The sequence below is a fragment of the Oricola indica genome, from assembly GCF_019966595.1.
In the GTDB taxonomy this organism is placed as follows: Bacteria; Pseudomonadota; Alphaproteobacteria; order Rhizobiales; family Rhizobiaceae; genus Oricola; species Oricola indica.
In genome coordinates this window covers 1-23,668 of the sequence record NZ_JAINFJ010000023.1, presented here as the reverse complement: position 1 = coordinate 23,668, position 23,668 = coordinate 1, and the positions used below count along the sequence as shown (strand labels likewise).

30 protein-coding genes, 2 pseudogenes and 1 riboswitch are annotated in these 23,668 nt (G+C 56.9%); of the genes and pseudogenes, 9 read left to right on the top strand and 23 right to left on the bottom strand.

Annotated elements, in window-relative coordinates; translation table 11 throughout:
- A partial coding sequence (locus LC343_RS24170; protein ID WP_428982672.1) for a PhnE/PtxC family ABC transporter permease occupies window positions 1-210 on the top strand: 210 nt, incomplete at its 5' end.
- A 537-nt stretch (window positions 211-747) separates the two neighbouring features.
- Here the strand turns inward: LC343_RS24170 and LC343_RS24165 are convergent.
- Together LC343_RS24165 and LC343_RS24160 are read right to left on the bottom strand one after the other, a co-directional pair.
- Window positions 748-1,365, bottom strand: coding sequence for a cytochrome b (locus LC343_RS24165; RefSeq protein WP_238484464.1), 618 nt, complete (start codon window positions 1,363-1,365; stop codon window positions 748-750).
- 56 nt (window positions 1,366-1,421) lie between these two features.
- Entirely contained in the window at window positions 1,422-1,670 is a 249-nt protein-coding gene (locus LC343_RS24160) for a hypothetical protein (protein WP_223479712.1), read from the bottom strand.
- 274 nt (window positions 1,671-1,944) lie between these two features.
- Here LC343_RS24160 and LC343_RS24155 point away from each other — a divergent pair, with 274 nt between their 5' ends.
- Both LC343_RS24155 and LC343_RS24150 read left to right on the top strand, forming a co-directional pair.
- On the top strand, window positions 1,945-2,808 hold the full coding sequence (locus LC343_RS24155; RefSeq protein WP_223479711.1) for an HNH endonuclease signature motif containing protein: 864 nt from the start codon (window positions 1,945-1,947) through the stop codon (window positions 2,806-2,808).
- A gap of 218 nt (window positions 2,809-3,026) precedes the next feature.
- Entirely contained in the window at window positions 3,027-3,491 is a 465-nt protein-coding gene (locus LC343_RS24150) for a hypothetical protein (RefSeq protein ID WP_223479710.1), read from the top strand.
- A gap of 119 nt (window positions 3,492-3,610) precedes the next feature.
- Here LC343_RS24150 and LC343_RS24145 read toward each other — a convergent pair whose 3' ends face one another.
- The 7 genes from LC343_RS24145 to LC343_RS24115 all read right to left on the bottom strand — a co-directional run bounded on the left by LC343_RS24145 (window position 3,611) and on the right by LC343_RS24115 (window position 8,594).
- Entirely contained in the window at window positions 3,611-4,537 is a 927-nt protein-coding gene (locus tag LC343_RS24145) for a cation diffusion facilitator family transporter (protein ID WP_223479709.1), read from the bottom strand.
- Between the two features lie 31 nt (window positions 4,538-4,568).
- Window positions 4,569-5,936, bottom strand: a complete 1,368-nt coding sequence (locus LC343_RS24140) for a multicopper oxidase family protein (RefSeq protein WP_223479717.1) — start codon at window positions 5,934-5,936, stop codon at window positions 4,569-4,571.
- 163 nt (window positions 5,937-6,099) lie between these two features.
- Window positions 6,100-6,603 carry a cytochrome c gene (locus LC343_RS24135; protein ID WP_223479708.1) on the bottom strand — a complete coding sequence of 168 codons (504 nt, stop codon included), beginning with the start codon at window positions 6,601-6,603 and terminating at the stop codon, window positions 6,100-6,102.
- Window positions 6,604-6,611: 8 nt separating this feature from the next.
- Complete coding sequence (locus LC343_RS24130; RefSeq protein ID WP_025030064.1) at window positions 6,612-7,277, bottom strand: L,D-transpeptidase; 666 nt, start codon at window positions 7,275-7,277, stop codon at window positions 6,612-6,614.
- Window positions 7,274-7,714 (bottom strand): DUF411 domain-containing protein, encoded by a 441-nt coding sequence (locus tag LC343_RS24125; protein WP_338018611.1) that lies wholly within the window; start codon window positions 7,712-7,714, stop codon window positions 7,274-7,276. Before LC343_RS24125 ends, LC343_RS24130 begins: the two co-directional genes overlap by 4 nt.
- A gap of 32 nt (window positions 7,715-7,746) precedes the next feature.
- On the bottom strand, window positions 7,747-8,058 hold the full coding sequence (locus tag LC343_RS24120) for a hypothetical protein (RefSeq protein WP_223479706.1): 312 nt from the start codon (window positions 8,056-8,058) through the stop codon (window positions 7,747-7,749).
- Window positions 8,058-8,594: a L,D-transpeptidase gene (locus LC343_RS24115; protein ID WP_223479716.1), complete on the bottom strand. Its 537-nt coding sequence runs from the start codon at window positions 8,592-8,594 to the stop codon at window positions 8,058-8,060. Before LC343_RS24115 ends, LC343_RS24120 begins: the two co-directional genes overlap by 1 nt.
- Before the next feature lie 103 nt (window positions 8,595-8,697).
- On the opposite strand from LC343_RS24115, the gene LC343_RS24110 reads away from it, so the two are divergent.
- Window positions 8,698-8,922 carry a hypothetical protein gene (locus LC343_RS24110; RefSeq protein WP_223479705.1) on the top strand — a complete coding sequence of 75 codons (225 nt, stop codon included), beginning with the start codon at window positions 8,698-8,700 and terminating at the stop codon, window positions 8,920-8,922.
- A gap of 133 nt (window positions 8,923-9,055) precedes the next feature.
- Here the strand turns inward: LC343_RS24110 and LC343_RS24105 are convergent, their stop codons facing one another.
- From LC343_RS24105 to LC343_RS24075, 7 genes are all read right to left on the bottom strand, one after another.
- Entirely contained in the window at window positions 9,056-10,441 is a 1,386-nt protein-coding gene (locus tag LC343_RS24105) for a multicopper oxidase family protein (protein ID WP_223479704.1), read from the bottom strand.
- Entirely contained in the window at window positions 10,434-11,279 is an 846-nt protein-coding gene (locus LC343_RS24100; RefSeq protein ID WP_223479715.1) for a cytochrome c, read from the bottom strand. The genes LC343_RS24105 and LC343_RS24100 overlap by 8 nt, the downstream gene beginning before the upstream one ends.
- Window positions 11,280-11,330: 51 nt before the next feature.
- Window positions 11,331-11,930: a c-type cytochrome gene (locus tag LC343_RS24095; RefSeq protein WP_223479703.1), complete on the bottom strand. Its 600-nt coding sequence runs from the start codon at window positions 11,928-11,930 to the stop codon at window positions 11,331-11,333.
- A gap of 51 nt (window positions 11,931-11,981) precedes the next feature.
- Window positions 11,982-12,344, bottom strand: a complete 363-nt coding sequence (locus LC343_RS24090) for a hypothetical protein (protein WP_223479702.1) — start codon at window positions 12,342-12,344, stop codon at window positions 11,982-11,984.
- Window positions 12,344-12,784, bottom strand: coding sequence for a c-type cytochrome (locus LC343_RS24085; RefSeq protein ID WP_223479701.1), 441 nt, complete (start codon window positions 12,782-12,784; stop codon window positions 12,344-12,346). The genes LC343_RS24090 and LC343_RS24085 overlap by 1 nt, the downstream gene beginning before the upstream one ends.
- Window positions 12,781-13,176: a Cu(I)-responsive transcriptional regulator gene (gene cueR, locus LC343_RS24080; RefSeq protein ID WP_223479700.1), complete on the bottom strand. Its 396-nt coding sequence runs from the start codon at window positions 13,174-13,176 to the stop codon at window positions 12,781-12,783. Before cueR ends, LC343_RS24085 begins: the two co-directional genes overlap by 4 nt.
- 202 nt (window positions 13,177-13,378) lie before the next feature.
- On the bottom strand, window positions 13,379-15,856 hold the full coding sequence (locus LC343_RS24075; RefSeq protein ID WP_223479699.1) for a heavy metal translocating P-type ATPase: 2,478 nt from the start codon (window positions 15,854-15,856) through the stop codon (window positions 13,379-13,381).
- A gap of 130 nt (window positions 15,857-15,986) precedes the next feature.
- On the opposite strand from LC343_RS24075, the gene LC343_RS24070 reads away from it, so the two are divergent.
- Both LC343_RS24070 and LC343_RS24065 read left to right on the top strand, forming a co-directional pair.
- The gene (locus tag LC343_RS24070; protein ID WP_223479698.1) at window positions 15,987-16,838 is read left to right on the top strand and encodes a DUF6692 family protein; all 852 of its coding nucleotides are present in this window, start codon (window positions 15,987-15,989) and stop codon (window positions 16,836-16,838) included.
- 135 nt (window positions 16,839-16,973) lie between these two features.
- Window positions 16,974-17,158, top strand: a pseudogene (locus LC343_RS24065) (glutaredoxin); the annotation flags it as partial.
- Between the two features lie 119 nt (window positions 17,159-17,277).
- On the opposite strand, the gene LC343_RS24060 reads toward LC343_RS24065, so the two are convergent.
- The gene (locus LC343_RS24060; RefSeq protein ID WP_223479697.1) at window positions 17,278-17,856 is read right to left on the bottom strand and encodes a hypothetical protein; all 579 of its coding nucleotides are present in this window, start codon (window positions 17,854-17,856) and stop codon (window positions 17,278-17,280) included.
- 53 nt (window positions 17,857-17,909) lie between these two features.
- Here LC343_RS24060 and LC343_RS24055 point away from each other — a divergent pair, with 53 nt between their 5' ends.
- Entirely contained in the window at window positions 17,910-18,482 is a 573-nt protein-coding gene (locus LC343_RS24055) for a Crp/Fnr family transcriptional regulator (RefSeq protein ID WP_223479696.1), read from the top strand.
- A 144-nt stretch (window positions 18,483-18,626) separates the two neighbouring features.
- On the opposite strand, the gene LC343_RS25410 is transcribed toward LC343_RS24055, so the two are convergent.
- On the bottom strand, window positions 18,627-19,049 hold the full coding sequence (locus tag LC343_RS25410; protein WP_223479714.1) for a histidine phosphatase family protein: 423 nt from the start codon (window positions 19,047-19,049) through the stop codon (window positions 18,627-18,629).
- A gap of 193 nt (window positions 19,050-19,242) precedes the next feature.
- A riboswitch (adenosylcobalamin (AdoCbl) riboswitch) is annotated at window positions 19,243-19,357 on the top strand.
- Window positions 19,358-19,385: 28 nt separating this feature from the next.
- On the opposite strand from LC343_RS25410, the gene LC343_RS24045 reads away from it, so the two are divergent.
- Both LC343_RS24045 and LC343_RS24040 read left to right on the top strand, forming a co-directional pair.
- Window positions 19,386-19,592 (top strand): CbtB domain-containing protein, encoded by a 207-nt coding sequence (locus LC343_RS24045; RefSeq protein ID WP_223479695.1) that lies wholly within the window; start codon window positions 19,386-19,388, stop codon window positions 19,590-19,592.
- Window positions 19,593-19,603: 11 nt separating this feature from the next.
- A complete protein-coding gene (locus LC343_RS24040) occupies window positions 19,604-20,326 on the top strand; it encodes a CbtA family protein (protein WP_223479694.1) in 723 nt (240 codons plus the stop codon).
- 18 nt (window positions 20,327-20,344) lie between these two features.
- Here LC343_RS24040 and LC343_RS24035 read toward each other — a convergent pair whose 3' ends face one another.
- The 5 genes and pseudogenes from LC343_RS24035 to LC343_RS24015 all read right to left on the bottom strand — a co-directional run.
- A complete protein-coding gene (locus LC343_RS24035; protein WP_223479693.1) occupies window positions 20,345-20,950 on the bottom strand; it encodes an acyltransferase in 606 nt (201 codons plus the stop codon).
- A gap of 67 nt (window positions 20,951-21,017) precedes the next feature.
- Entirely contained in the window at window positions 21,018-21,299 is a 282-nt protein-coding gene (locus tag LC343_RS24030; protein ID WP_223479692.1) for a copper-binding protein, read from the bottom strand.
- Window positions 21,300-21,340: 41 nt separating this feature from the next.
- Window positions 21,341-21,823 (bottom strand): cupredoxin domain-containing protein, encoded by a 483-nt coding sequence (locus LC343_RS24025; RefSeq protein WP_223479691.1) that lies wholly within the window; start codon window positions 21,821-21,823, stop codon window positions 21,341-21,343.
- 33 nt (window positions 21,824-21,856) lie between these two features.
- Window positions 21,857-23,248, bottom strand: a complete 1,392-nt coding sequence (locus LC343_RS24020; RefSeq protein ID WP_223479690.1) for a multicopper oxidase family protein — start codon at window positions 23,246-23,248, stop codon at window positions 21,857-21,859.
- 18 nt (window positions 23,249-23,266) lie between these two features.
- Window positions 23,267-23,668, bottom strand: a pseudogene (locus LC343_RS24015) (TolC family protein); the annotation flags it as partial.

Here is a 23,668-nt window from a genome sequence, read left to right as displayed (position 1 = left end):
GTCGCCCGCGACACCATCTTCCGATTCGAACTAAACCTGCGCGAGTCGCTGATCCTAGGCATCGTCGGTGCGGGCGGGGTCGGCTTCTATATCCAGACGTATGTGCGTTCGTTCCAATACGACAAGGCTGCGAGCGTCACACTTGCCGTCATAGGCTTGGTCGTCGCGATTGAAGCGGTCAACAGCACGCTCCAGCGGCGATTTTCTTGACGCGCTACGTTAATTTAAAGCTAGATACCCAATTTGAAAAAATCGTGCAGCCAGTTTTATGTCTTGTTGCGAAGTCAAGAGCTGATGAGCCCACCGTGTTTTGGCCATTCAGCGCAGTGGAGATTTCATGGAGTACCTAGACCTTAGCAGGCACACCGCTGATATCGTGATCGAAGATCGCCACCGTCCCGGAACACCCAATCAGTCCTTTGGTCTCCCCTACCTTATTCTCGAAAGGCGGCTCGGCATGTAATTCATGGACACCGGCTCCTTTCTTGTGGGCGTGGCGCGTTAGCTGCCGCTCGTCGGCATGGCCACGAACTTGTTCCCTGGCGTATGCAGTCGTTTCCGGATGCTTGTAGTACTGGAGCGTATACGGTCGCGCACGTTCGATGGATTAGCGATGGCGAACCTTTTCTCTTGCGCGTTGTCGCTGGATTCGGGCTGGAATGAGCGGCCGTCTTCACAACATTTTGACCCCGTCAAAGCACGGAGCAAGTGGCTGTTGCGACAGAGAAGTCGATGACGTCAGTTTGTTCACTGGGGTGAGGATCTCGTCCCAATAGCAGTGCAGAGCAAATTGAGAGATGACATATCTGCGGACCGAGTGGCTGCCGGTATAGGGTCGTATTCGAAGAGGATGACGATCTCCGCGTCTTCGACTTCGTCGGCGGGGCAGACGCCGTGTTCGTCGTCGGACTTGAATAGGGTGCTCGGGATCATGCGCCAGACCACACCGTCTCCCCGAAGCGCGTGATAAGCGGCTGCGGCGATGTGGAGCCCCACCAGGATCAAGGTGACATTCCAGAAGAGTACATGAAAGCGCGCGGCAGGCGCCCAGAGATAGGAAGTTACAAACCCGGCAGCAACCCGTCCGAGAAGAGAGAAATACAGCGCCCAATGGACTGCCTGCGAGGCGCGGTCCCGCCAGTTCGTCAGTCGCGGCAGCAGCGATTGTGGCGGGAACATTCGAAGCCCGATCCTCAACAGCACCAACGCACCGATCAGCAGCCCGGCATAATTGTGGAGAGCATGCTGGAACAGGTCGGATTCGGACGGAGGCAGAAGCGGATTATGCGTCCGGGGTATGGCGTCGGAGGTATACCATTGCCCGATCAGCAACAGAACCACAGACCAGTGAACGGCGATCTGCAACCGTGTATATTTGGCTCCTCGCCAATGGCCTCCGATGACCGACCACACGGGCGTTTCTAACTGTGCGGCTCGGACTTCGAGGTGGAAAGTCGCTGCGCCGCACATCTCGGTTCGCCAGGGCGACTGGCGATGTCCCGATAGGCTTCCATCAGGGGCCGCTCCGTCAGCGGGAAACCTTCCCGTTCTCGATCGAGCTTTTCCAGCGCAGCCAACATGAATTCGGCAATATCCGGACGTTCCTGCCCGCGAGCTCTACGATAGACACGAAGAATGTCCCGTTCCATCTGCTCTGTCTCTGATCTCATGCGCATCACCTCCTTGCCATATCAAAGCCTACGCCTTCCAGCGCAGGAAAGGTCAAGCGGCAAGCGCCAACAAACGCGCGGGACACCGACCAGGTCGGTTTCACGAGATGGGTCCTGCGACGCGGACCTGATGCTGACCGAGGTTTAGCCCCATTCCCGCTTGCCGAAGACGCGTGCCATCAAGTCGCCAAATGATGAGGGCGCCGGATTGGATAGATCCGAACAGAGTTTTGCATCACGCGTCGACCGAGTAAGATCAGGATTCCGGACTAGCATGGAACAAACTCAAGCGAGCCGGTCGGCAAGGCTTGTCCGAAGCGGCAGAGATCTAGGACAACAGGAGTGTGCGCTTTTGGGGCCGACAGAAAAAACAATTAAGAGGCTGCTCGCCCTATCGGGCAATCTTTGTGCGTTTCCAGGTTGTTCCCTTCCCATCGTGGAAAGCGCCGGCACGATCACCGGCGAGATCTGTCACATTCATGCGCAGAAAGCAGGCGGACCTCGATTTGACAGCACCCAAACCGAGGAAGATCGCCACGGATTCGACAACCTGATCCTGCTGTGCCGACGTCACCACCGAATTGTCGACTCGCAACCAGAGGCATTTTCGGCAGAGGCGTTGGAAGAACTCAAGAAAATTCGGGAAAAGGAAATGGGTAGGCCCGAACAGGCGACAGACGCCTTCTTCGCAAAGATCCTGCTCGGCGACCTAAGGCGCGCCACCGTTAACAATGACAGCGGCAATGTCATTGTCGACAGTCCTGGAGCGGTTCAGGCCCACACCGTCAATGTGAGAACGACACGCAAAGCGGTACATATCCAACCGGCAGCTGGAACGATCGGCGCCGATCAGGAGGCCAGTCGGTATGTCCAGTACCTGATCAGCAGGTATAACCAGTTCGCCAGCGCCGACAGGTCGCGTGCAACAACATTCAGCTATGGCGCCATCTCGAAAAATGTTGAGAAATCTTTCGGAGCGCCTTGGAGGATGCTGGCGATAGAGGACTTTGAGCCCGTTTGTGCATATCTCCAGCAACGGATCGGCAAGACGCGCATCGCAAAATCGAATCTTTCCAAAGGGGCAAGGTCGTTCACGATCTTCGCCGATTTTGGTAAAAAGTCAGTCGACAAAGGGTGAATGACGTCAACGAACTCGGCCCGGGCGTTTCTCCTGGTCGCCGGATACAATGCAGGCGTGGGACCGCGGGAAGCGAACAGACAACCCTGCACACAATTATGGAGATTGGCGAAGTTGGTGAACGAATAGGGCCGATCGCGCCGCAAATCAGCGCGATTTGACCTTCCACCCACCGGAGCGTTTAGGCTTTTCCGCAAAACCAAAGCCAGGGTCTTTCCATGCGCGCAATCACGTACCAGCCCGAATTCAACATCGTCGTATTCTCTTTTCTTCTCCATTTCGTATGGGAGTTCGTCCAGGCACCCACCTATGCCGGGATGATCGAGATGAACCATTGGGACGGCATCAAGCTTTGCATGTCAGCGACATTCGGTGATGTCGGCTTTGCCCTTGTTGCTTTCGGTCTCACAAGCCTGGCAGCGCGGACGCGTCAGTGGTTTCTCCGTCCTGCCGCTCGGCAGTATCTGATGTATCTCGGCATCGGGATCGGCCTGACAGTCGGTTTCGAGTATTACTACACGCAGGTCTCACTGCGCTGGACCTATTCGGGGCTGATGCCTCTGGTGCCACCGTTTGGAACAGGTCTGAGCCCTCTGTTGCAGTGGCTGGTCGTTCCAACAGTTGTCTTGTGGATCACGCGAAGACAGATCGCCGGAATCAAGGTCAAGGAAACCGAGCAATGATGGACAACAGTCTGGGAAGCGGCATGATGGGATTTGGTGGCATCGGGATGCTGCTGATCGGCATCCTCGTTGTGTTGGCGATTGCGGCCCTGGTCAAATATCTGATGAAGTGATCGCATTCACGTCGCCATCGACCGATCAACGAGCGCATCGATTGTGCGCGCTCGTTCCTCGTCATGACATCGGGTCTCCACCTGGATTGTAGTAAAGAAAAATCCGAACTCATCCACCAGCTTTCCTTGTGCAATCGTCAAGACCTCGTCCGAATCAATTTCGGCGCGTTTATCCACCATGACATGTGCCGAGAACACATATTTGCCGCTTGTAAGTGCCCAGGCGTGGACGTGATGAACATTCTTCACACCCGGAATTACCGCGAGAGCGGCCTTGGCTTCGGCAAGCGAAATCTCATCAGGCGTTCCCTCCATGAGAAGATGAATGGCGTCGCGCAGTATCCCCCAGCTGGCCCACAGAAGCACAAACCCGAAGATAATCCCCAACAAGGGATCAATTGCGAGGAAGCCGGTAAATCGGATCACCAGTGCAGCGACAATGATTATTAGACTGCCGACGAATGTCTGTATGATGTGCCAATAGGCACCCCGTACATTCAAATCACTGCCCTGTTGCCGGTACAAAAGATACAGCGAAATGAACTCCGTAACGAGGCCTCCCGCCGCTGCAATCAGCATCGGACCGGTGGGGAGATCGATCGGGTTTCCGAGCCGCATCAGTCCCATGACAATCACAACCAAGGCCATGATCAGAAGAAATGCGCCATTCACGAGCGCGCCGATGATTTCGGCGCGCAACCAGCCGAAGGACTTTTGTTCGTCCGCCGGCCTTTTCGCGATGCGGGCGGCGATGATTGCAACCAGAACGCCTCCGACCGCGGAGAATGTATGAAAGGCGTCGGAGATGACTGCGACCGAGCCGGTCCACAATCCAATGCCGAGCTCCACGATAAAATAGACGCCCGTCAGCCACGCAGAAATCGAGAGCGCCCGGCCGCTTGATGACATATGACCGGCATGGTTTTCTGACATCGGTTTTACCTCCTCTCAGGTCAGTTCGGAGCTAGGTCACAGTAAACTGCCCCATCATGCCACCATCCTCATGCTCGAGAATGTGGCAGTGATACATGAAGGGCGTTCGATCGCCTGCGGGCTGCGTGAAGCGCATCAGCAATTCGGTTTCGCCATCAATGACGACAGTATCCTTCCACCCACTGCTTTCGGGCAGCGGATCACGACCGTTTTCGCGGACGACCTGAAACGACACGCCATGGACGTGGAAAGGATGGGCCAGCATGGTTGTGCTGACGATCCATTTCTCGGTGTCGCCAAGACGCACGCGTTGGTTGACGACGGCCATCTCGAACGGATCTCCGTTGATGGCAAACCCGCCCATCATGCCTCCTCCCATCATGCCTCCTCCCATGCCCATGTCGAGCGAGAAGCGCCTGGTTTTGGCAATTTCAAAATCCGCAAGTGAGGGCGCCTTGCCTCCTATCCTATCGGGGATTTTGTCAACCGCGACCGGGAGGCGTTCATCGACAAGGATTGGCAGGACCTCGAAACGCCGCGCGCCCGTCAAACCATCGAGCATTCCCCGGGCGCGGCCCATCATGCCGCCCATTCCCTGTTTGGGATCACCGTCACTCACGAGAGAAACGTCATGCCCGCTCGTGAAATCGACCAGGATCTCAGCACGCTCACCGGGACCCATTCGCAGCGTTTCGAGTGCGATCGGCCGGGCAAGATACCCGCCATCGGTCGCGATGAGATGCATCGGGCGGGAGTCGCTCAGGCGCAACGAATAAATGCGGGCATTGGAAGCGTTAACAATCCGCAGCCTGACAATTCCCTTCGGTACATGCGCCGCCGTTCCAATCTGGCCGTTGACCAGGATCGTGTCTCCGGTCATGCCATGCATGATGTCCATCATCGAATTCGCATAGGCCAGCCGCCCGTCACCGGCAAATCTGCGATCCTGAATGACCAGTGTGAGATCGTCCGTGCCATAGGTTTCTGGCAATCCACGCTCCGCATCGTGGCCATCAACGATGTGGATCACTCCGGCCAACCCGGCATAGACATCCTGTGCCGTTCGCCCGTGTATGTGTGTGTGAAAGAAGGCCGTGCAAGGCGGCTGGTCGATCTGCATATCAGGCTTCCAGTTGGAACCTGGGCCGATCGGCAAATGCGGACCGCCATCGTGTTCGCCAGGTACGAGCAGTCCATGCCAGTGGGAACTGACAGGCCATGACAGGGCGTTGGCGACTTTCGGCTGCAACGGCCCCTTTTGAACGCGAACAACCGGCCCGAGATAAGGCTGGTTGAATCCGATTGTCGGTGTCGCCCTGCCACCGATGAAACTGGTCGTGCCGGACTGTGCGGTCACGTCGAAACGCCCCGATTCGGAGGTATCGAGCAATGGCGGCATTTGAAGGCGAGGGAAGCCGGTTGCCCTGGCAAGGTTCACGGACGGCCGTGCGCCTAAAACGCCGTAGGCGGCGGCGCCAGCGGCCAAAGCTACACCTCCTGCAAGCAGTCCGCGCCGTGTTGTCATTGGCGTCTCCCTTCAACATTTTCTGCCCAACCTGCGTTCATTTCGTGTCCCGCGGTTCCAAGGCGTAGCGCTTGTTCATCTCGTCATGGCCGGCGCGGATTTCATCGGGCCAGGTGCTCTTGATGTAAGACAAGACGGCGACGATCTCCCCATCCGACAGAATGCCCTCGTAAGCGGGCATCGCGGATGTGTAATCGTTCAGATTGGCCGCTTCGGCGACCCCAAGTTTGGTGATCTTGAAGAGCAACTCGTCGGGATGATGCCAAGTGTGTCCTGTTTCATCGTGCGGCGGAGCCGGCATCAAGCCGTCGGGTCCCGGGGAACGCCAATCCTCTGCCTGGCCCTGCAATTCCGCTCCGTGACAGGACGCACAGTTGGCAGTGTAGACCTGTTGGCCGAGCGCCACTTTTTCCTGGTCATCCGGCCTGAGGAGAGCCGCGCTTTCCCCATTACCTCGGCCGACCCCAATCATGGCGACGACGCCGATCGCAAGTAATGCCAGAATGGCAAGGGAAATTATCTTCAATCGTCTCATCGACATGGCTTCACCTAAACGACCACCAGGGAAGACCCGCTGGGGACACGGCTGTAGAGATCGATAATGTCCTGGTTCATCAATCGAACACATCCGCTGGAGACAGCCCTGCCGATGGTCCAGTATTCCGGCGAACCGTGAATCCGGTACAGTGTGTCCTCTCCGTCCTGAAAAATGTAGAGCGCTCTCGCTCCCAGCGGATTATCGAGCCCCGGTGGCATGCCGCCATTGCGTGCGCTCCATTTTTCGAGGTCCGGCTCCCGCGCGATCATTTCCTCGGGCGGAGTCCATTTTGGCCAAGCCTGCTTCCACTGGATGACCCCGCGGCCCGACCACGAAAATCCCGCCCTGCCGAGTCCTACGCCATACCGCATCGCCTTGCCGCCCTCCTGGATCAAATGAAGGTAAAACGTCTGCGTGTCGACAATCAGGGTGCCGACCGCATGAGGCCCCGAATAGTCGACCTGACGACGCCAGAACCTCTCCGGGACCTTGTTCAGATCGACGGCCGGTATCGGAAAACGCTCTCCGGGCATCGGCCCATACATGGTTGCATACGTGCCTGGGATTCTCGGTGCCGGTTGCGGCTCGAGCGCCTGTTCGGGTGTGGTGGTTGTACAGCCGGAAAGGGCAAGCAACGACAGGCTGCCTGCCCCACCCAGGAGTTGCCTGCGATTCATTGCTTGCCGGCCTGGTAATACAGGGTCGGCGTCTCTCCGGTTTTGCCGGTGAAGGCGAGGACGTCGTATTTCGCCTTCGGATCTTCTCCCATGCCCAAAGAGCCCATCGGCATACCCGGCGTAGAAATGCCGCGAATATCCGGTTGTTCAGTCATGAGCTTGCTGATCGCTGCAAGCGGGACGTGTCCCTCGAGAACGTATTTGCGATCGCCTCCGATGGCGGCCGTATGACAGGCTTCAAGTTTTGCCGGCACGCCTGCCTGCGTCTTGATCGAGGAGAGGTCTTCCATGTCCATTGTTTCGACGGTGTAGCCAGCTTTTTCGACTGCATCGACCCAGACCTGACAGCACCCGCACCAGGGTGTCTTGAAGACGGTGATATGCTTGTCATCGGTTTCGCCTGCATGTGCATGCAGGATCAGCAGGTTGCCGGCCAACCATGATGCGGCCGCGATTTTGATCAGTGTTTTCATTTCTGGTCTTGTCCTTTGTGTGTTTGATGGCCGTGACAGGTCCGGCCCATGATCTTGTGCATGACGAGGTGTGCCCCAAGACAAAAGCCGATTGGCGCCAATGCGCCGAGGCGTTCAGCCCAACCTGCGCCAGCGCCCATGCCCCAAAGCAGCAATCCGGCTCCGCCGACCATTGGAATGCAGCATGCGATCATGATCCAGGTGCCGAATTTCCGCGGTTCGGGAACGCCCGTGACGTCATGTGCTCGAATTCTCGGCACCCCGGAGGAAAGTGCATAGGGCGATAGTTTTTGCGGGTCCTGAGCCATCACAGCACGACCACCTTTGCGCCCACCGGAACCCTTTCATACAGGTCCTCGACATGCGCATTGATCATCCGGATGCAGCCGTTCGAAACGGAGCGCCCGATCGAAGATGGCTGGGTGGTGCCGTGAATCCGATACATCGTGTCACGGCCACTGCGGTACAAATACAGCGCGCGTGAACCAAGCGGGTTTCCGGGTCCGCCGGGAACGCCTTTTGCATATCTGGCGTATTTGCCCGGCTCACGCCTGATCATGTTCTTGGTCGGGGTCCAACTTGGCCACTTTGCCTTCCGACCGACGGTGGCCGAGCCCCGAAAAGCCAGACCGGCTCGGCCGACGCCGACCCCATATCGCCTTGCTGTTGTCCGGCTTGTTTGCAGGTAGAGAAAGTGGTTGCCTGGATCGACCACGACCGTGCCGGGACTGTAACCGGAGAATCGAACAGTCTGCGGTTCGAACCGCGGATCAAGTTTGAAGACGCGTTTGTGTGCCTGTGCCAACGAGGCAGGCAGGAATGCAGACGACAAAGCGCCAAGCATGAAGCTACGTTTTGAAAGCATGGTTTCCCTCTCAAATCCAATTACTCGATGAACGCCATTGACGGCGGGCGAAGTAAGATCAGATAGAGATGGGAGGCCTGATATGGACATATATCACTTCCAGAAGCGTCTCGGACTGCTCCTGGATTTCAACCGACGCCAAGACAGGCGAATTTTGCAGTGGTGTGAATTCGGGAAGATAATGGCAATCGGCCGCACAATTGCCTTGGCGGTTATCCAAGCCGCTTTTCGACTTTTGACAGCACTTCATCGCGGCCGTCTTGTCAGCGGCCAGAACCTCATGAACCTGACCGGTTACTTTCGTTGATGTCATGTCGGCATGCGATTGGATCACAGCCGGCATCATGGCCCCGAGGACCAGAACCAGTATCATCAACGATGGCAAAAGTCTGCGCATTTCAGTAACGTAACGCCGGTTCCGTAAATTTTCTACAATCGTCTCAGCTGACTTCGAACCATGTGGTCATGCCTGCCGCCGCGTGTTCCAGCATGTGGCAATGATACAGCCACTTGCCGGGATTGTCAGCGACGAAGGCAACCTCCGTCGTCTGCTCAGGTCCAATCAGGAATGTGTCGCGCCAGGGCTTACCGTCATCGACGTCGGCTCCGGATCGGCTGAGAACACGGAAGTGATGACCATGGACATGCATGGCGTGTACCCAGCCTGTCTGATTTATCGTTTCCAGCAGAACCGTTTCGCCGCGCCGGACCGTGAAAAGCGGAGCCTCCGCCAGGTTTGCTATGCCGTTGAATGCCCAGGACTGGCCCGTTTTACGGAAATCTTCGCCTTCAAGGCGCTTGCCCTTGTAGGTGATGTCCACAAAGCCGCCCATGGCGCCACCTTCCATAACGACCTTCACTTTCCGGGCGCCCGTCACATCGGGCTCCGGTATCAGGTTTACCGGAATTGAAGGCGTCGACTGCGCTGTACGCGATATCCCGTCGACGATCCCGTCGACCAGGGAGAATGGCTGATCGCCCGAAATCTCTTCGATCGTAAAATCAGCGTCCGGAACAACCATAAGGTCGACCCGTTGCGCTGGTCCGAGAAGATGCGGAGAATAAGGCAGAACGACGGATTCCGGCAGCGCCTGTCCGTCATAGGCAATTACCTTTCCGCCGAACCGATTGGGATCGAGTTCCAGAACACGTGCGTTCGAGGCGTTGATCAGTCTAAGGCGATAGGCGTCGCCACTGCGCAGCTTCAAGACCGGACGTGGCTTGCCATTCACAAGGAGCCAGTTACCGAGACGCCCTCCGTGGCTCCAATCCATCAAGGAGCCGAAGCTGTCCGTGTCCAGAACGCCAGGCTGGCGCAGGCGCCAGTCATCAATGATGAGGGTGATGTCATGGTCGCGATCAAAGGTTGAGGCTCGCTCCTCCACGATCAACGGGCCATACAAGCCGCGCCCGACCTGATTCCAGCTCTTGTTGTGCGCGTGATACCAATATGTACCGGCATCCGGAAGCTCGAATTCATAGACAAAACTGTCTCCGGGCTGCACGGGTTCCTGGGTCAAGCCGGACACCCCATCCATCGCATTTTCGATGCGGATCCCGTGCCAGTGGATGGATGTGGGCTCCTCAAGATTGTTGCGAAAGTTGACGCGTATCCGCTCGCCCTTTCGGGCCCGGATTTCAGGACCGGGTACAATGTCGTTATAGGCCCAGAGATCTGAGAGCTGCTGCTCGTAAAGTGCTCGCTGGACCGGTCCGGCGATCAGATCAAACTCCTGCGCACCCGCCTTTGCCACAGCAAGACCGGGCAGGACGCCTGCTGACACGAGCACCCCGGTTCCCGCCAGGAAATTGCGTCTGTCAATCATTCTCCCGCTCCAGCAGAAAGGTTGCGATTGCCGTCAGATCGTCCTGACTGAGAAAGGAAGTTCCGTCACGCACCACTTCCCCCATCGAACCACCAAAAGCGTCGCCGTCCGGTTGGATGCCTGTTTTCAGCGCATAAGCCAGATTGGACACAGTCCAGCCCTTTTCCTTCAGCACATCCGCCCTGATCGAAGGGGACTTACCGCCATCGGGCAGACTGTCTGATCCATGCAGGCGCAATTCCGCCTGTCGGGCACCCGCGAAGTTCCGTGGCGTGTGGCAGGCACCGCAATGCGCCGGCCCTTCAACGATATATTTGCCGCGGTTCCATGCATCCGATCTCGCCGGATCAGGTTCGAATGTCTTGTTTTCCAGGAATGCGGCGCGCCAAAGCTTCAGACCCTCGCGGAAGTTGAAGGGGACCGCCATCTCCTGTGGTTTTGATGGCTCCTCCACCGGCGGGACAGTCTGGAAAGCCGCCCAGAGATCGGCGATGTCCTGGTCTGTCAGGCGGGAATAAAACGGGTAGGGAAATGCCGGATAGTAAGGCTTGCCTTCCCGGGAAACGCCCTGCCGGACCGCCTTGGCGAAGTCTTCAACCGACCACGCACCTATCCCGTAGGTCGTGTCTGTCGTGAGGTTGGGCGAGTGGAAGGTGCCGAACTGGGTCGGCAATGCCAGGCCGCCAGCAAGCGGAGCGCCGCCGTTCTCGGCATCTGTGTGGCAGGCTATGCACCCGGCCATGCGCGCCAGATAGGCACCACGGTTCGCGTTACCCAGTTCTGCGTTCAAGGAGACGGTTTTCCCGATAGGCCACCAATATAGGCCGGTAACCGCCACGCCGGCCAATGCCAGCGCAGCGGCTCCCAGGAGGAGCAACGTTTTCATGTGTTACTTCTTCTCCAGCCGGAATTTGGTATGGCAGGAAGAACACGTCTGGGCCACCATGTTGAAGACGCTGTCGGCGGGCATGGTTGCCAATTGCTCGTTGGTCATCATCGGTTGTGTAGTACCCATCATACCCGATCCGCCACCCATCATGCCGTTCTGGTTGCCCGTCATCATGGAGTTGTTGTTGTCCATCATTGAGCCTTGCGCGTCGCCAGACATGGCAAGACCGTTGTCAGCGGCGCTTTCCAGCCCGGTTGCATAGGTTTCCAACTGACTGGCCAGTGCTTCAAAGACCTCCCAGTCAGTCCAGATTTCTGCCCGGGCTTCGGAAGGTGCCTCGGTCGTTCCTTCCGGAAACAGCGAGGTCATGGCTTTGCCGGCGTGGGATTTGATGATCAGCGCCCCCGCCTGCACCGACGCTGCATCGTAATCGACCTCGCCGCGCATCATCGCCGAAAGGGATTTGACGACCTTGCTCATGTCCATCATGGCATCCATGCGCTGCTTGTATATTCCGGTAGCGCCGCCATGGGCATAAGCCGCGACGCCACCTGCAAGGATGATGAATGCTGCCGCGGCAGCGGCAATTCTTGTTCTCACGATTTCTCTCCTGAATGATCTCTTCGATGGCCAGGAATGCTGGCTGTTTCGTCAGAAGAGGATCCGCGGAGGTGGCGGGTCGAAACCGGGCGTGATGCCCGCATAGTTCGTGACACCTGCCGGTCCATGCAATTCCGTGCGGCAGCGGCTCTTGATTTCGACGGACTCGACCGGCAAAAGTATAGGCGCACCACAATGCATTGCGCGCGTCCCGTCCGACTGGTTTTGCGAAGTCCGCTCCGTGTGATCATGTGAGCCGTCGGCGAGAACGGCTTGGATCGGCCCGGCGTGTTCATGCGGCAGCATATCAAAATGCGTGAACCTGCCGCCGGCAAGGACAAGCATGAAGACGGCCAGTGCAGTAACCAGCCATTTCATCCACACAATCTTGCCCTCGATGTCATATCCCCTCATCAGAAAATTCCGTTCGCCTTTTGCAAGGCTCGGACGTAGGCGATAATCTTGTCAACGTCTTGTTCGCTGACACCCGGTACCGGCGGCATGTTCCCAAAACGCCAGTGATGGGCGCGCACTCCGTTTTTTGCCGCAAGCTGAAAAGCGGCATCGCCATGGTGGTTCGGCTCATAGATCCTGTGAACGAGGGGCGGAGCTATTCCGTCCTGCCCCGCCGCATTGACGCCGTGGCATGACGCGCAGTTCGCTTCGAACGCGCTCCTTCCTTCAGCCACGAGACCCGAAAGTTCCGGCACATCGACGTTGGCAAGAGGTGCACCTGCTTTACCGGATGTTGTTTGTATCGTGTGCGGATCCTGCGGTCGTGGCGCGAAGGAGTTGTAGGCAAAGACGGCGAGCCCGAAGGCGAAAAACGCCAACACAAAATATTTTGGATTCATTGCGAAAGACCCCCGGCAATTTCCTCCAAAATGGGACAGTCGGGTCTCGAATCACCATGACAATGATCGGCAAGTGTTTCCAATGTCGCGCGCAACGCGCGAAGCTCGTCAATCTTTCGATTCACCTCTTCGATTTTTCCCAGAGCAAGCTCTTTGACGTCCGCGCTTTCGCGATCCTTGTCGTTATAGAGTGAGAGAAGCTGCCGACATTCATCGATGGAAAAACCGAGACTGCGCGCGCGCTGGATGAAGGCCAGACGGTGAACATCCGCGTCCGCGTAGTCGCGATAGCCATTGCGTGCCCTTGCGGGCGTTACAAGGCTGATATCCTCGTAGTAGCGGATGGTCTTGGCAGGCAGTCCGGTCGCCTGTGCCACCTCCCCGATATTCATTTTCTTGTCTCCCTTCGCCACCTCATTCTCGTTGTCGAAAACTCCTGTGTGTGGCGCTCCACGCTTCTCCACTGTCCACGTGTCTGCGACACGGTTCCGAATGCCGTCACGACCTCAAGGTTTGCATGGTCAACAGGCATATCGATTCCGATCGTGGCAATTCCGTCATCCGGTACAGCTACACGTTCCAGTAAGTGGAAGGTCAAGCATCGAGATCGACACGGCGCAGCCTCAATGCATTTGAAATCACCGAAACCGAAGACAGGCTCATGGCTGCCGCCGCGATCATCGGGGAGAGCAAAGTACCGGTAACGGGATAAAGGATGCCGGCAGCAACCGGTACACCCGCAGCATTATAGGCAAAGGCGAAGAACAGGTTCTGCTTGATATTCCGCAACGTCGCCTGTGAAAGCTTGCGCGCGCGGACGATACCACCCAGATCGCCTTTCAACAGGGTGATGCCGGCGCTTTCGACGGCAACGTCGGCGCCCGTCCCCATCGCAATCCCGACTTCGGCCGAAGCCAGCGCCGGCGCATCGTTGACGCCATCACCCGCCATTGCCACCTTGCGGCCATTTCGATGGAGTTCATCAACCAGAGCCTTCTTGTCCTCCGGTAAAACGCCTGCCCGCACCTGGTCGATGCCGAGTTTATCCGCCACAGCTCTTGCGGTCCGTTCGTTGTCACCGGTCGCCATGATGATGGTCAGGCCCGCTTCATGAAGCGCATCGATCGCCGCTTTTGTGTCGGCTTTGATCGGATCGGACACTGCGATCAGGCCGGCCAGCTGTCCATCGATTGCAGCGAACATGGCCGTCTTGCCTTCAGACCGAAGTTCGTCGGCAGTGCCATCAAGCGCTTGGTGGTCAACGCTGGACAGGTCCATCATAGCTGCATTGCCGAAAGCGATGGTCCTTTTGCCCGATTGCCCCTGGACGCCCTTCCCCGTTACCGCGCTGAATTCGGTCACAGGATTGGCCTCGATTCCGCGTTCTGCGATGCCGTCGACAATCGCCTCGGCCAGCGGGTGTTCCGAACCGGCCTCAAGCCCCCGGAGCAAACCGAGCAGTTCGCGCTCATCGAACGCCTCGACAGTGATCACGTCGGTGAGCCGCGGCTTGCCTTCGGTCAATGTTCCCGTCTTGTCCACGACGATCGTGTCAACTTTCGCCATGCGCTCGAGCGCTTCAGCATCCTTGACCAGGACACCGGCCTGGGCTCCGCGTCCCGTTGCCGTCATGATCGACATAGGCGTAGCAAGACCTAACGCGCATGGGCAGGCGATAATCAATACCGATACCGCAGACACGATCGCAAACACGAAAGCGGGATCCGGTCCGAACACGATCCAGATGAGGAAAGCGAGCAGCGCAACGATTACGACCGTCGGTACAAAGTAGGAGGAAACCCGGTCGGCCAAACCTTGTATGGGTGCGCGCGACCTCTGGGCGGATGAAACCATGGCGACGATGCGTGCGAGCATAGTTTCGTCACCCACTTTCGCGGCCTCTATGACCAGCGATCCGTTCTTGTTCAACGTGCCGCCCGTTACCGTGTCACCTTCACGCTTTTCGACCGGCAAAGGTTCTCCGGTCAGCATGCTCTCGTCCACGCTTGTAGAGCCGCTGACCACATTGGCATCCACGGGAACAGCTTCGCCGGGACGCACCCGCAACCGGTCGCCCTCCACTATGTTCTCCAGGGGCGCGTCGTATTCGTCACCGTCCGGGGTTATCCGACGTGCCGTCTTGGGAGCAAGATCAAGCAGCGCTCGGATGGCGTCGCCCGTGCGCTCTCGCGCGCGCAGTTCGAGCACTTGTCCTACAAACACCAAGGCAATGATGACGACAGCGGCCTCGAAGTAGACCGGCATGTGACCCCCGGCCATATGAAGGCCCGCAGGAAACAGCCAGGGGAGAAATGTTGCTATGGTCGAATAAAGATAGGCTGTCCCAACGCCGATCATGATCAGCGTCCACATGTTGAGGTTCCAGGTCTTTATGGAAGTCCAACCGCGATGGAAAAACGGACGCGCAGCCCATATGACAACGGGTGTAGCGAGCGCGAACTCTAGATAGAGAGCGAGCCTTTCGCCCAGCCATTCACGGATCGGCAAGCCGAGCATCGGCGCCATGGCGAGTATAAGAAGCGGGACGGCTGCGCCGGCACTGACCCATAGACGGCGCGTGAAATCGACCAGCTCATGATTTGGCCCATCGGCCACACCTCCCATCGGCTCCAGCGCCATGCCGCAAATCGGACAGGTTCCAGGGCCCTCTTGGACGATTTCGGGGTCCATTGGACAGGTATAGAGCGTGTTCTTTGGCGCGGACTGCTTCTTTTTCGCCTTGTTGCCGGAGAGATAAAAATACGGATCGGCCTCGAAACGATCATGGCATTTCTGGCTGCAGAAATGGTAATCGTCCCCGCGGTATGTGAGCGAGGGCTTGCCCTTTCCAAGCGTCACTGTCATTCCACATACAGGATCCTTCACGGCGCCATCGACAGGCACGGTCGCGGCAATCTTCAAATCGGCCGGAGCCGGCTGCGCATCGACGGATACGGTGCTGGAACGGTCACCACCATTTGTTTTCGCCCTAATGTGGCCCGCATGGTCGTGATCGCCACCATGGCCACCGCAGCAGTTCTCTTTCGCGCTTTCTCGAACAGTGTCGCTCATGGAAATCTCCTTGCTGCATGGGACGGTAGGGCTTCCAGTGACTAGAAGGTCAAGCGGAAATTTTTCCGTTGGGAACCTTCCAGCGCTGGAAGGGCGTTCTCCCGGTATAGGAAAGAAACGGAGGCACCCTATGTCCTATTGGCGGTTTGCCGGCATGATCGCGACATCCACGCTGGTCATGTTCGGCCTCATGTATCTCAACACTTTCCTGATCACCCATGTCTTCTTCAGCGAGACACGCACCTACATGGCGATCCTGATGGGCGCTGCAATGGCGATTATCATGCTCGCCTTCATGCTTTCGATGTATTCGAACAAGACGATCAACACGGTCATCTTCGTCGGTGCCGCATTCGTCTTCGCCGGATCACTCTGGCTTGTCCGCAGCCAGGTCACCGTGGGTGACGTCAGCTTCATGCGTGCGATGATCCCGCACCATTCCATCGCCATCATGACCTCGAGTCGAGCCAAGATCGATGACGTCCGGGTGCGGAAGCTGGCCGATGAGATCATCTATGCGCAAGACAAGGAAATCGCAGAGATGCGCTATATGATTTCGCAGATCGAGGAGAACGGAGAGGTCCGCAGCGGCGAGACGGAAGCGGCGCCTCGGATCGTGAGTCTCGACGAAGCTCTCGCTTCCCCCAATGTCGAGACGATGGATGCGGGCTTCCTAACCGATGACGATATCTCCCAACTCTTTGCGAACGGTCCATCCTGCGTGTTCAGGTTCACGACACAGAGCCCGCCATCCTTTGCTGTCGGCGATGTTGAAGGTGTGCGCACTGGTCTCGTGAAAATCGACGGTGGTCTTGTGAAACTGGAGGCGGGCAGCGAGGAAGGTCTGTTCCAAATCGATGGACTGAGCGCATTCCTCTCAAAACTTGGCAATAGCCGCTTCCGTGCAGATGCAAGGTTCGTCATCGAACTTCGGCAAGGTTTGACCGCAGGGTATGACGGGTTTTCCGACTGTCCTGCGTGAGCGGCAGCAAACGGCGCCAAACAAGGCAAGACCGGAGAACGAAATGGAGAAGTCAGCCAAACTCTACCGCATCGTGACGGGAGATCACGTTTGCCCTTACGGTCTCAAGTCGAAACACCTGCTCGAAAAGGAAGGGTCGCCCTGTTCATAGGGACGATAAGCGCGGTTTCCGTTTCAAGGCGGTCTACATCGACCGGCGAGAACTGAAATGCACCTGCGTCGGCGGCAGTTCAAACGTACCGCTCGGCCTTGTCTCACTGACCGAAAACCTGATGATGATTGTCATGGGACTTTGGATGGCAAGCAAATCAGTCTTCTGAGCTTTCAACGACCGTCCCACAATCACCAATTCCGGCCGCAGCGCCTTCCGCCAACCCGAGTCAAAAGCCTCTGAGTGACATACGCATCACCTGTTCGACGGACACAGCACAGAAAGATCTTAGTGTTCAAGTTTTCCCTGAGCGATGGCCAGATGATGGGCACGATGGTGGTTTCCTGTCGCCATCAGGCCGAAAAACCCAAGCGCCCTGATTGTCGCCAACTCATCGGCGTCAATTACAGTCCATACGATCTGCGTGTCATCGAGTGCGATTTGGGAAGACCAGCCAGTTTCCACGGCTAGCACCAGAGCATGCGCAGGCACCATCCGCCCAGCGGCCGCGTTCCCCGGCAACGAAAGATCGATGACTATTTTTATACCATCTTCGACAGGCAGGTAAGCCACCAGGGACTCGGAGATCAGCATGTCCATGTCGATGAGATGATCGCGCAAGGCATCGAGACGAACCTTGCTCCAATTCGTCTCGGGATCACTTCGAAGCATTGTCGATATCTCGGCCAATGCGGCAAATGCTCCCTGTCCCGGCTCGGAGGGAAGTTCTGAGCCACCGACGTCCTCCATTCCTATCGGATGGTGAATGCCATGCCCTTCATGGTTCATTCCATCCTGGGCGGTCGATGGGATGGTCGAAGGCAGAATGACGAGCATCGCTCCCACAAGTTTCCAATCGGTACGCATTTTGCTCCTCCTCTCAACTGAGAGGAAGCTAGCCGCGACCGGACAGACACAATATGATTTCGATCATGATTGACCTGTTTAACCGATTAAACTCAGAGACCTTTGTGCAAAGGACGGTGTCGAAAGGTCAGCTTGTATTCCATCAGGGGGATGCGACCCGGTATCTCGTCTATGTGCTTTCCGGCGCTCTTGTCCTGCTGCGGCATAAGAGCGACGGTGAAGAGGTGATCGTGCACACAGCGCGATCAGGTGAGACCCTTGCCGAGGCTGCGCTTTTTACCGATCACTATCATTGCGACTGCAAAGCGGCCGAGGAAACTGAGTTGGTGCTGTTGCCATTGGCTGTGATAAGAAATGCTATGCGCGAGGATCAGGTCTTCGCCCAGGACTTCATTGCGCATCTTTGCCATCAGATTATTTCGCTTCGCACACGTCTGGAGCTGGTTGCAATAACATCCGCAAAGGAGCGTGTATTTGCGGGCCTGACGGAGGGATTGCACACCGGCACGATCCGGGAGCTGGCTGCGCAAGTCCATCTCACGCCCGAGGCCACGAACCGATCCCTTGCCCAGTTGGTAAAGGATGGACGGCTTAGAAAACTCGGCAGAGGCCGGTACAGAGTCTAATATACCGGTAGATAGTCAAGCCCCGTCAGAACCTCGACGGGCCATTTTGCTCGTCGCTTGAAGGCTTGCCGCTACCCCGTAAGCAAAGATTTGAATCTTCACAGCTTATGTCTTCCGCCTCTGAATTGGTTTGGTCTGCATTGTTCAGGTCTCCGGGCCCGCGGAGCGCCAAGCCCATCTGTTAGTATCATGCGTTAGCAATACGGGTTTGAGCGGAGTAACGTCTATGCGAAGTCCGACAGACGGAGTGCCGCCGATTGCATTGACAATGGCCGCCCTCGCCGGTCCGACGTGACTGACGGCAATTATCGTACCCGATGAACCGGTCACGAGCCTTTCCATCCAATGGCCGACGGAATCGCAGAGCTTCGCCAGCGATGTACCCCCTCCAGGACACGCCTCTGGATCGCTCATCCAGCGCGCTATTCCACTGGGGTCTTCTCTCAAGATGTGATCCAGGGTCTTCCCGGTCCATGCGCCATAATCGGCTTCGGCCAAGGCCGGCTCGGTTGACGCAGTCAGGGACAATGCCGCAGCAAGCTCCTTCGCTGAATGCGAAGGCGCCATGAAGGAACTTGCACAGCGTGGAAGCGAGAGGGACAGCTTCTTTGCGCGAACAATGTCGCCCTTTCTCAAGGAACCAGATGTTGAAAATCTGACACCAGCCGAGAGGGGCGCGGCGATCATGATCAGTCGGAGCATTTGCTATGTTTTCACGCGGCGGTTCAGAATTCTTGCTTTACAGATTTTCAACGATGTCGTTTACTCACTTTGAACAGCGATCCGTGGAAGCCGGTGAGAATCCGGCACGGTCGCGCCACTGTAACCGCCATCGGCGGAAGTCAGACCTCGATTGCTGTTCCCCTATCCGAATGGACGCGCAATCCAGAGGTAAAAAAGCATATGTCCCACACATCATCTGTACAATCTCAGCTGCCCGTGATTCCGCTGAAAGATATCTTGCCATGGGCGACCGTGGCAGGGCTGCTCTCCTTGATCGCAATCTATTTTGTCAGCTCCGAGCAAGGAGGCATTGCGGTCTTTGACGGCACGAACGTGCATGAGTTCGTGCATGACGCCCGACATCTCCTAGGCTTCCCCTGTCACTAGGGGCGCGAGATATGGCACGCTACATTACACTCGGCTTGCTCGCCGGTCTGTTCGCAGCCGTGCTTGCGTTTGTCGTAGCAACACTTACCGGTGAGCCTTCAATTGAAGCTGCAATCGCTTTGGAGGAACAAGCATCTACCAATCATCACTTGGACATGGCAACGAGTGTTGGTCAGAATACAGACATTTCACGCGCGACACAGAAAAGTTCAGGATTGCTTATTGGGCTGGCCTTGTTTGGCGCCGCACTGGGCGGGCTCTTTTCGATCGTTTTCGCTGTTGCTCAAGGCCGCCTGACTGTCCAATCGCCAAGGCAAACCATTGCGGTACTGGGATCTCTCGGATTTGTATCAGTCGCACTGTTGCCAATGCTAAAATACCCCGGCAATCCGCCGGCTATCGGTAATCCTGAAACGATTGGGGCCCGCACTGCGCTTTATTTCATTTTCATGCTGTTTTCGATCGGTTCCATAACAGGTGCCATTACGATGGTGCGCGGCGCAAAAACCACTCGAGCCAAGTGGCTCCGCGGTGGCGTACTCTATGCGCTATTGATGGCTTTGGCCTTCGTCCTTGCGCCATCGACCGGCGATATGTCCTCAGGCTTCCCGTCCACGGTCCTGTGGACCTTCCGGGCGTCCAATCTCGCGGTCCATGCGACACTCTGGGCGGCGATCAGCCTCTGTTTCGCGTGGCTCATCGAACGTACAATGCCGGATAACCAGCACCGATGACAGTCAATTCGGCTGGATTTAACCCGATTTTGAATCGGGCAATCGATCCCTTCGAGCTGGCAAAGCTTTTTTGAGCACGGCCGGCGCACCGGCATAGAGTCCTGGCTCATAGTTCCCTTTCCGTACGACCGAATTGGCACCAATGACCGTACGAGGCGCAAGTTCAGCGCCGGCGAAGATACGAACACCAGAAAAGATCATGCTGTCATTGCCGATAACAATCTTCTCGCGGCGCATGGGACAGTATTTCATCGCACCCGAACCCGCCGTAAGATCGAAATCGAAACTGATGAGAGAACACTGGTGAGCGATGGAGACATCATCGCCTATCCTTATCCCACCCTTTCCGTCGAGATAGCAGGTCTCGAAGATCGAAACGTTTTCGCCAAGCTCGATCTGCTCCCAAAAGGTCACACGCACACCGGTTTCGAACACCACATTGTCCCCGCAAGTTTTTGCCAGACGTTTTGCCCACAGATATCGAAGAGCGATGCCGAACTTCCAAGGCACAAGTTCGAGCACCGGCCATGTCGCCGCGAATATGAATCGAGGCAGCAACCCCAGCAGGCGACTTGTCAGGATGATGACAGGCCTGGCCTTCTTGAAAACATCTCTACCAGCCATCCAGCTTCCTTAGCAGTTCGCCGAACGCTTCGCATGCGCCCGGCGAACCCACGATCGCGGTATGCGATTATTTCAACTCGACGACCATCAACTTGCCATTGATACGGTCCGCGACGAATTCAATCGATTGCCCCTCTTTCAAATTCGCGAGCATCGCTTCATCGGCTGGATAGAAAACCATGGTCATCGCTGGCATATCGAGATTCTTCAGTTCCTCGTGGATGATCGTAATTTTCTTGCTCTTCATGTCGAGCTTCTTAACGGTGCCCTTGGTGTATTCGGTCGCCATGGCGGCATTGGCGACCAACGCGATGCAAGCGACCGTGAATGCGATAACGAGTTTTTTCATGGGTCTGTTCCTTAGTCGTTTGTGTGCTGTTAATTGGAGAGTCAGTGTGCGGCGACCGTGATCGCGCCTTTCATCCCGGCTTCGTAGTGTCCGGGAACAAGGCATCCGAATTCGAACTCGCCTGCGCTCGTGAATTTCCAGATGACCTCGCCATCACCTTTCTCGGCCAAGCGAATGGCATTTGGATCGTCGTGCTCCATCTCAGGGAACTTCTCCATCAAGGCCTTGTGCTCCATCATCTTTTCATGATGATCGAGTACAAATTCGTGTTCGATTTCTCCGGCGTTTTTCACGACGAACTTTATGGTTTCACCTTCCTTGACGGACAGCGATGCCGGTTCGAAGACCATGGAGCCATCGTCTTTCTCGACCATCGCAATTTCGATGGTGCGGTTCACCTCGGTTGCTTTGCCAGCTTCCCCGACAGTCATCGCAACTTGCCCGTGACCGCCCGAATGGGTGCCACCTGCCAAGGCTGCGGTGCTGTTGAGCGCTATTGCGCATGCCAATAGTGCCAATCTCATTTCAGTCTTCTCCAACCTGGCTGAGTTATCTGTTCAGCCCTTTTTCATCTGGTGAGCACCATGCCCGCCAGTAACGCCCTCCGGCACAGGGGACACCTGCGTCGAAGAATTCACGTTGGTCGCAAATTCGGGAAGCTCTCCGGTCCACTCATAAGCCTGAGTGCCCGGAGGGTTTTCATACCAACCAGGATCGGCGTAATCGCCGGCGGAAATGCCTTCGCGCACTTTAACAACCGAGAACATGCCACCCATCTCAATAGGGCCGTGTGGCCCCCACCCGGTCATCATCGGGACTGTGTTCTCTGGAATTTCCATGGACATCTCGCCCATGTCGGCCATGCCCGCGGTTCCCATCGGCATATATTCCGGCTGCAACCGCCGGATTTGTCTTGTGACCTGCGACTTGTCCACGCCAATGAAGGTCGGCACATCGTGTCCCATTGCATTCATGGTGTGGTGAGATTTGTGGCAATGAATTGCCCAGTCTCCCTCATGCACTGCATCGAATTCGTAGGCCCGCATGGCTCCAACCGGAATATCGATTGACACTTCCGGCCAGCGCGCTTCCGGCCGTACCCAACCGCCATCCGTGCAGGTCACTTCAAAGTCATATCCATGCATGTGGATCGGATGGTTCGTCATAGTGAGGTTGCCGACCCGGACACGCACACGGTCGTTCTGCGCCACCACGAGGGGATCGATGCCCGGAAATACCCTACTGTTCCAGCACCACAGATTGAAGTCGGTCATTGTCATGATCTTCGGCACATAGGAGCCGGGATCGATGTCGAATGCGTTGAGCAGGAAGCAGAAATCTCGATCCACCCGCATGAACTGGGGGTCCTTGGGATGAACCACGAAAAAACCCATCATGCCCATGGCCATCTGGACCATCTCATCAGAGTGCGGGTGGTACATGAAAGTGCCGGACTTTTTCAGCTCGAACTCATAGACGAAGGTTTTTCCCGGCTTGATATGTTCCTGTGAAAGACCGCCTACCCCGTCCATGCCTGACGGCAGGATTTGACCGTGCCAGTGGATGGTTGTGTGCTCCGGCAACTTGTTCGTTACAAAAATGCGAACGCGATCGCCTTCCACTGCCTCGATGGTCGGTCCCGGTGACTGGCCGTTATAGCCCCAGAGATAGGCCGTCATACCTTCCGCCATTTCACGTTCCACCGGCTCGGCAACGAGATGGAATTCCTTCACACCTTTGTTCATGCGGAACGGAAGGGTCCAGCCGTTCAGGGTCACGACGGGATTGTAATCCGGTCCGATCGACGGGCTGGCCGGCGGCTGGGTGGAAGCGCTCTCCATGACGGCGGCTTCGGGCAGGCCCATGTTGGAGGATTTTGCCCAAGCCTGGGCGGATACGAGGGTGGCGCCGGCAGCGCCCATGCCCAGCATTTGACGTCTGTTCATCATGACTGTCGTCCTTTCCAATCAGTGGGGGCTGTCGCCGGCATCGGCCATGGCCGATGCGGTATCACCGCCGCCGCCACCCCCGAAACCGGGTCCGTAGATTGCTGCGTTGAGATCGGCTTCGGCCAACCAGAAATCCCGTTTTGCGTTGACCGACATCAGCAGGGTGTTGATCTTGGCCCGCGTGTCGGCGAGCAGTTCGAACGTATTGGTGATCATGCCGTTGTAGGAGAGCAGGCTCTCCTCTTCGATCTTCTTGCGAAGGGGTAAGACGTTGCGCCTGTAGTGACGTCCGATTTCATGACGCGCGCGATAGTTCTTGAAAGCCGACCGCGCTTCCGAACGAATGTTGACCGCCTTTTCGGCAAGCAAGTTCGCGCCCCGCAAATAGGTGAGTTCGGCTTTTCGGAGGCGGGCTTTGCC

Excerpts from the sequence above, each read along its gene's own strand:
- LC343_RS24060 (WP_223479697.1), bottom strand. The coding sequence starts at position 17,856 with ATGCGTACCGATTGGAAACTTGTGGGAGCGATGCTCGTCATTCTGCCT.
- LC343_RS24160 (WP_223479712.1), bottom strand. The coding sequence starts at position 1,670 with ATGAGATCAGAGACAGAGCAGATGGAACGGGACATTCTTCGTGTCTAT.
- LC343_RS24030 (WP_223479692.1), bottom strand. The coding sequence starts at position 21,299 with ATGAAAAAACTCGTTATCGCATTCACGGTCGCTTGCATCGCGTTGGTC.
- LC343_RS24150 (WP_223479710.1), top strand. The coding sequence starts at position 3,027 with ATGCGCGCAATCACGTACCAGCCCGAATTCAACATCGTCGTATTCTCT.
- LC343_RS24115 (WP_223479716.1), bottom strand. The coding sequence starts at position 8,594 with ATGCTTGGCGCTTTGTCGTCTGCATTCCTGCCTGCCTCGTTGGCACAG.
- LC343_RS24105 (WP_223479704.1), bottom strand. The coding sequence starts at position 10,441 with ATGATTGACAGACGCAATTTCCTGGCGGGAACCGGGGTGCTCGTGTCA.
- LC343_RS24070 (WP_223479698.1), top strand. The coding sequence starts at position 15,987 with ATGTCCTATTGGCGGTTTGCCGGCATGATCGCGACATCCACGCTGGTC.
- cueR (WP_223479700.1), bottom strand. The coding sequence starts at position 13,176 with ATGAATATCGGGGAGGTGGCACAGGCGACCGGACTGCCTGCCAAGACC.
- LC343_RS24120 (WP_223479706.1), bottom strand. The coding sequence starts at position 8,058 with ATGGCTCAGGACCCGCAAAAACTATCGCCCTATGCACTTTCCTCCGGG.
- LC343_RS24045 (WP_223479695.1), top strand. The coding sequence starts at position 19,386 with ATGTCCCACACATCATCTGTACAATCTCAGCTGCCCGTGATTCCGCTG.
- LC343_RS25410 (WP_223479714.1), bottom strand. The coding sequence starts at position 19,049 with ATGGCGCCTTCGCATTCAGCGAAGGAGCTTGCTGCGGCATTGTCCCTG.
- LC343_RS24020 (WP_223479690.1), bottom strand. The coding sequence starts at position 23,248 with ATGATGAACAGACGTCAAATGCTGGGCATGGGCGCTGCCGGCGCCACC.
- LC343_RS24145 (WP_223479709.1), bottom strand. The coding sequence starts at position 4,537 with ATGTCAGAAAACCATGCCGGTCATATGTCATCAAGCGGCCGGGCGCTC.
- LC343_RS24025 (WP_223479691.1), bottom strand. The coding sequence starts at position 21,823 with ATGAGATTGGCACTATTGGCATGCGCAATAGCGCTCAACAGCACCGCA.
- LC343_RS24075 (WP_223479699.1), bottom strand. The coding sequence starts at position 15,856 with ATGAGCGACACTGTTCGAGAAAGCGCGAAAGAGAACTGCTGCGGTGGC.
- LC343_RS24090 (WP_223479702.1), bottom strand. The coding sequence starts at position 12,344 with ATGAGGGGATATGACATCGAGGGCAAGATTGTGTGGATGAAATGGCTG.
- LC343_RS24110 (WP_223479705.1), top strand. The coding sequence starts at position 8,698 with ATGGACATATATCACTTCCAGAAGCGTCTCGGACTGCTCCTGGATTTC.
- LC343_RS24085 (WP_223479701.1), bottom strand. The coding sequence starts at position 12,784 with ATGAATCCAAAATATTTTGTGTTGGCGTTTTTCGCCTTCGGGCTCGCC.
- LC343_RS24130 (WP_025030064.1), bottom strand. The coding sequence starts at position 7,277 with ATGAATCGCAGGCAACTCCTGGGTGGGGCAGGCAGCCTGTCGTTGCTT.
- LC343_RS24135 (WP_223479708.1), bottom strand. The coding sequence starts at position 6,603 with ATGTCGATGAGACGATTGAAGATAATTTCCCTTGCCATTCTGGCATTA.
- LC343_RS24035 (WP_223479693.1), bottom strand. The coding sequence starts at position 20,950 with ATGGCTGGTAGAGATGTTTTCAAGAAGGCCAGGCCTGTCATCATCCTG.
- LC343_RS24140 (WP_223479717.1), bottom strand. The coding sequence starts at position 5,936 with ATGCCGCCATTGCTCGATACCTCCGAATCGGGGCGTTTCGACGTGACC.
- LC343_RS24055 (WP_223479696.1), top strand. The coding sequence starts at position 17,910 with ATGATTTCGATCATGATTGACCTGTTTAACCGATTAAACTCAGAGACC.
- LC343_RS24155 (WP_223479711.1), top strand. The coding sequence starts at position 1,945 with ATGGAACAAACTCAAGCGAGCCGGTCGGCAAGGCTTGTCCGAAGCGGC.
- LC343_RS24040 (WP_223479694.1), top strand. The coding sequence starts at position 19,604 with ATGGCACGCTACATTACACTCGGCTTGCTCGCCGGTCTGTTCGCAGCC.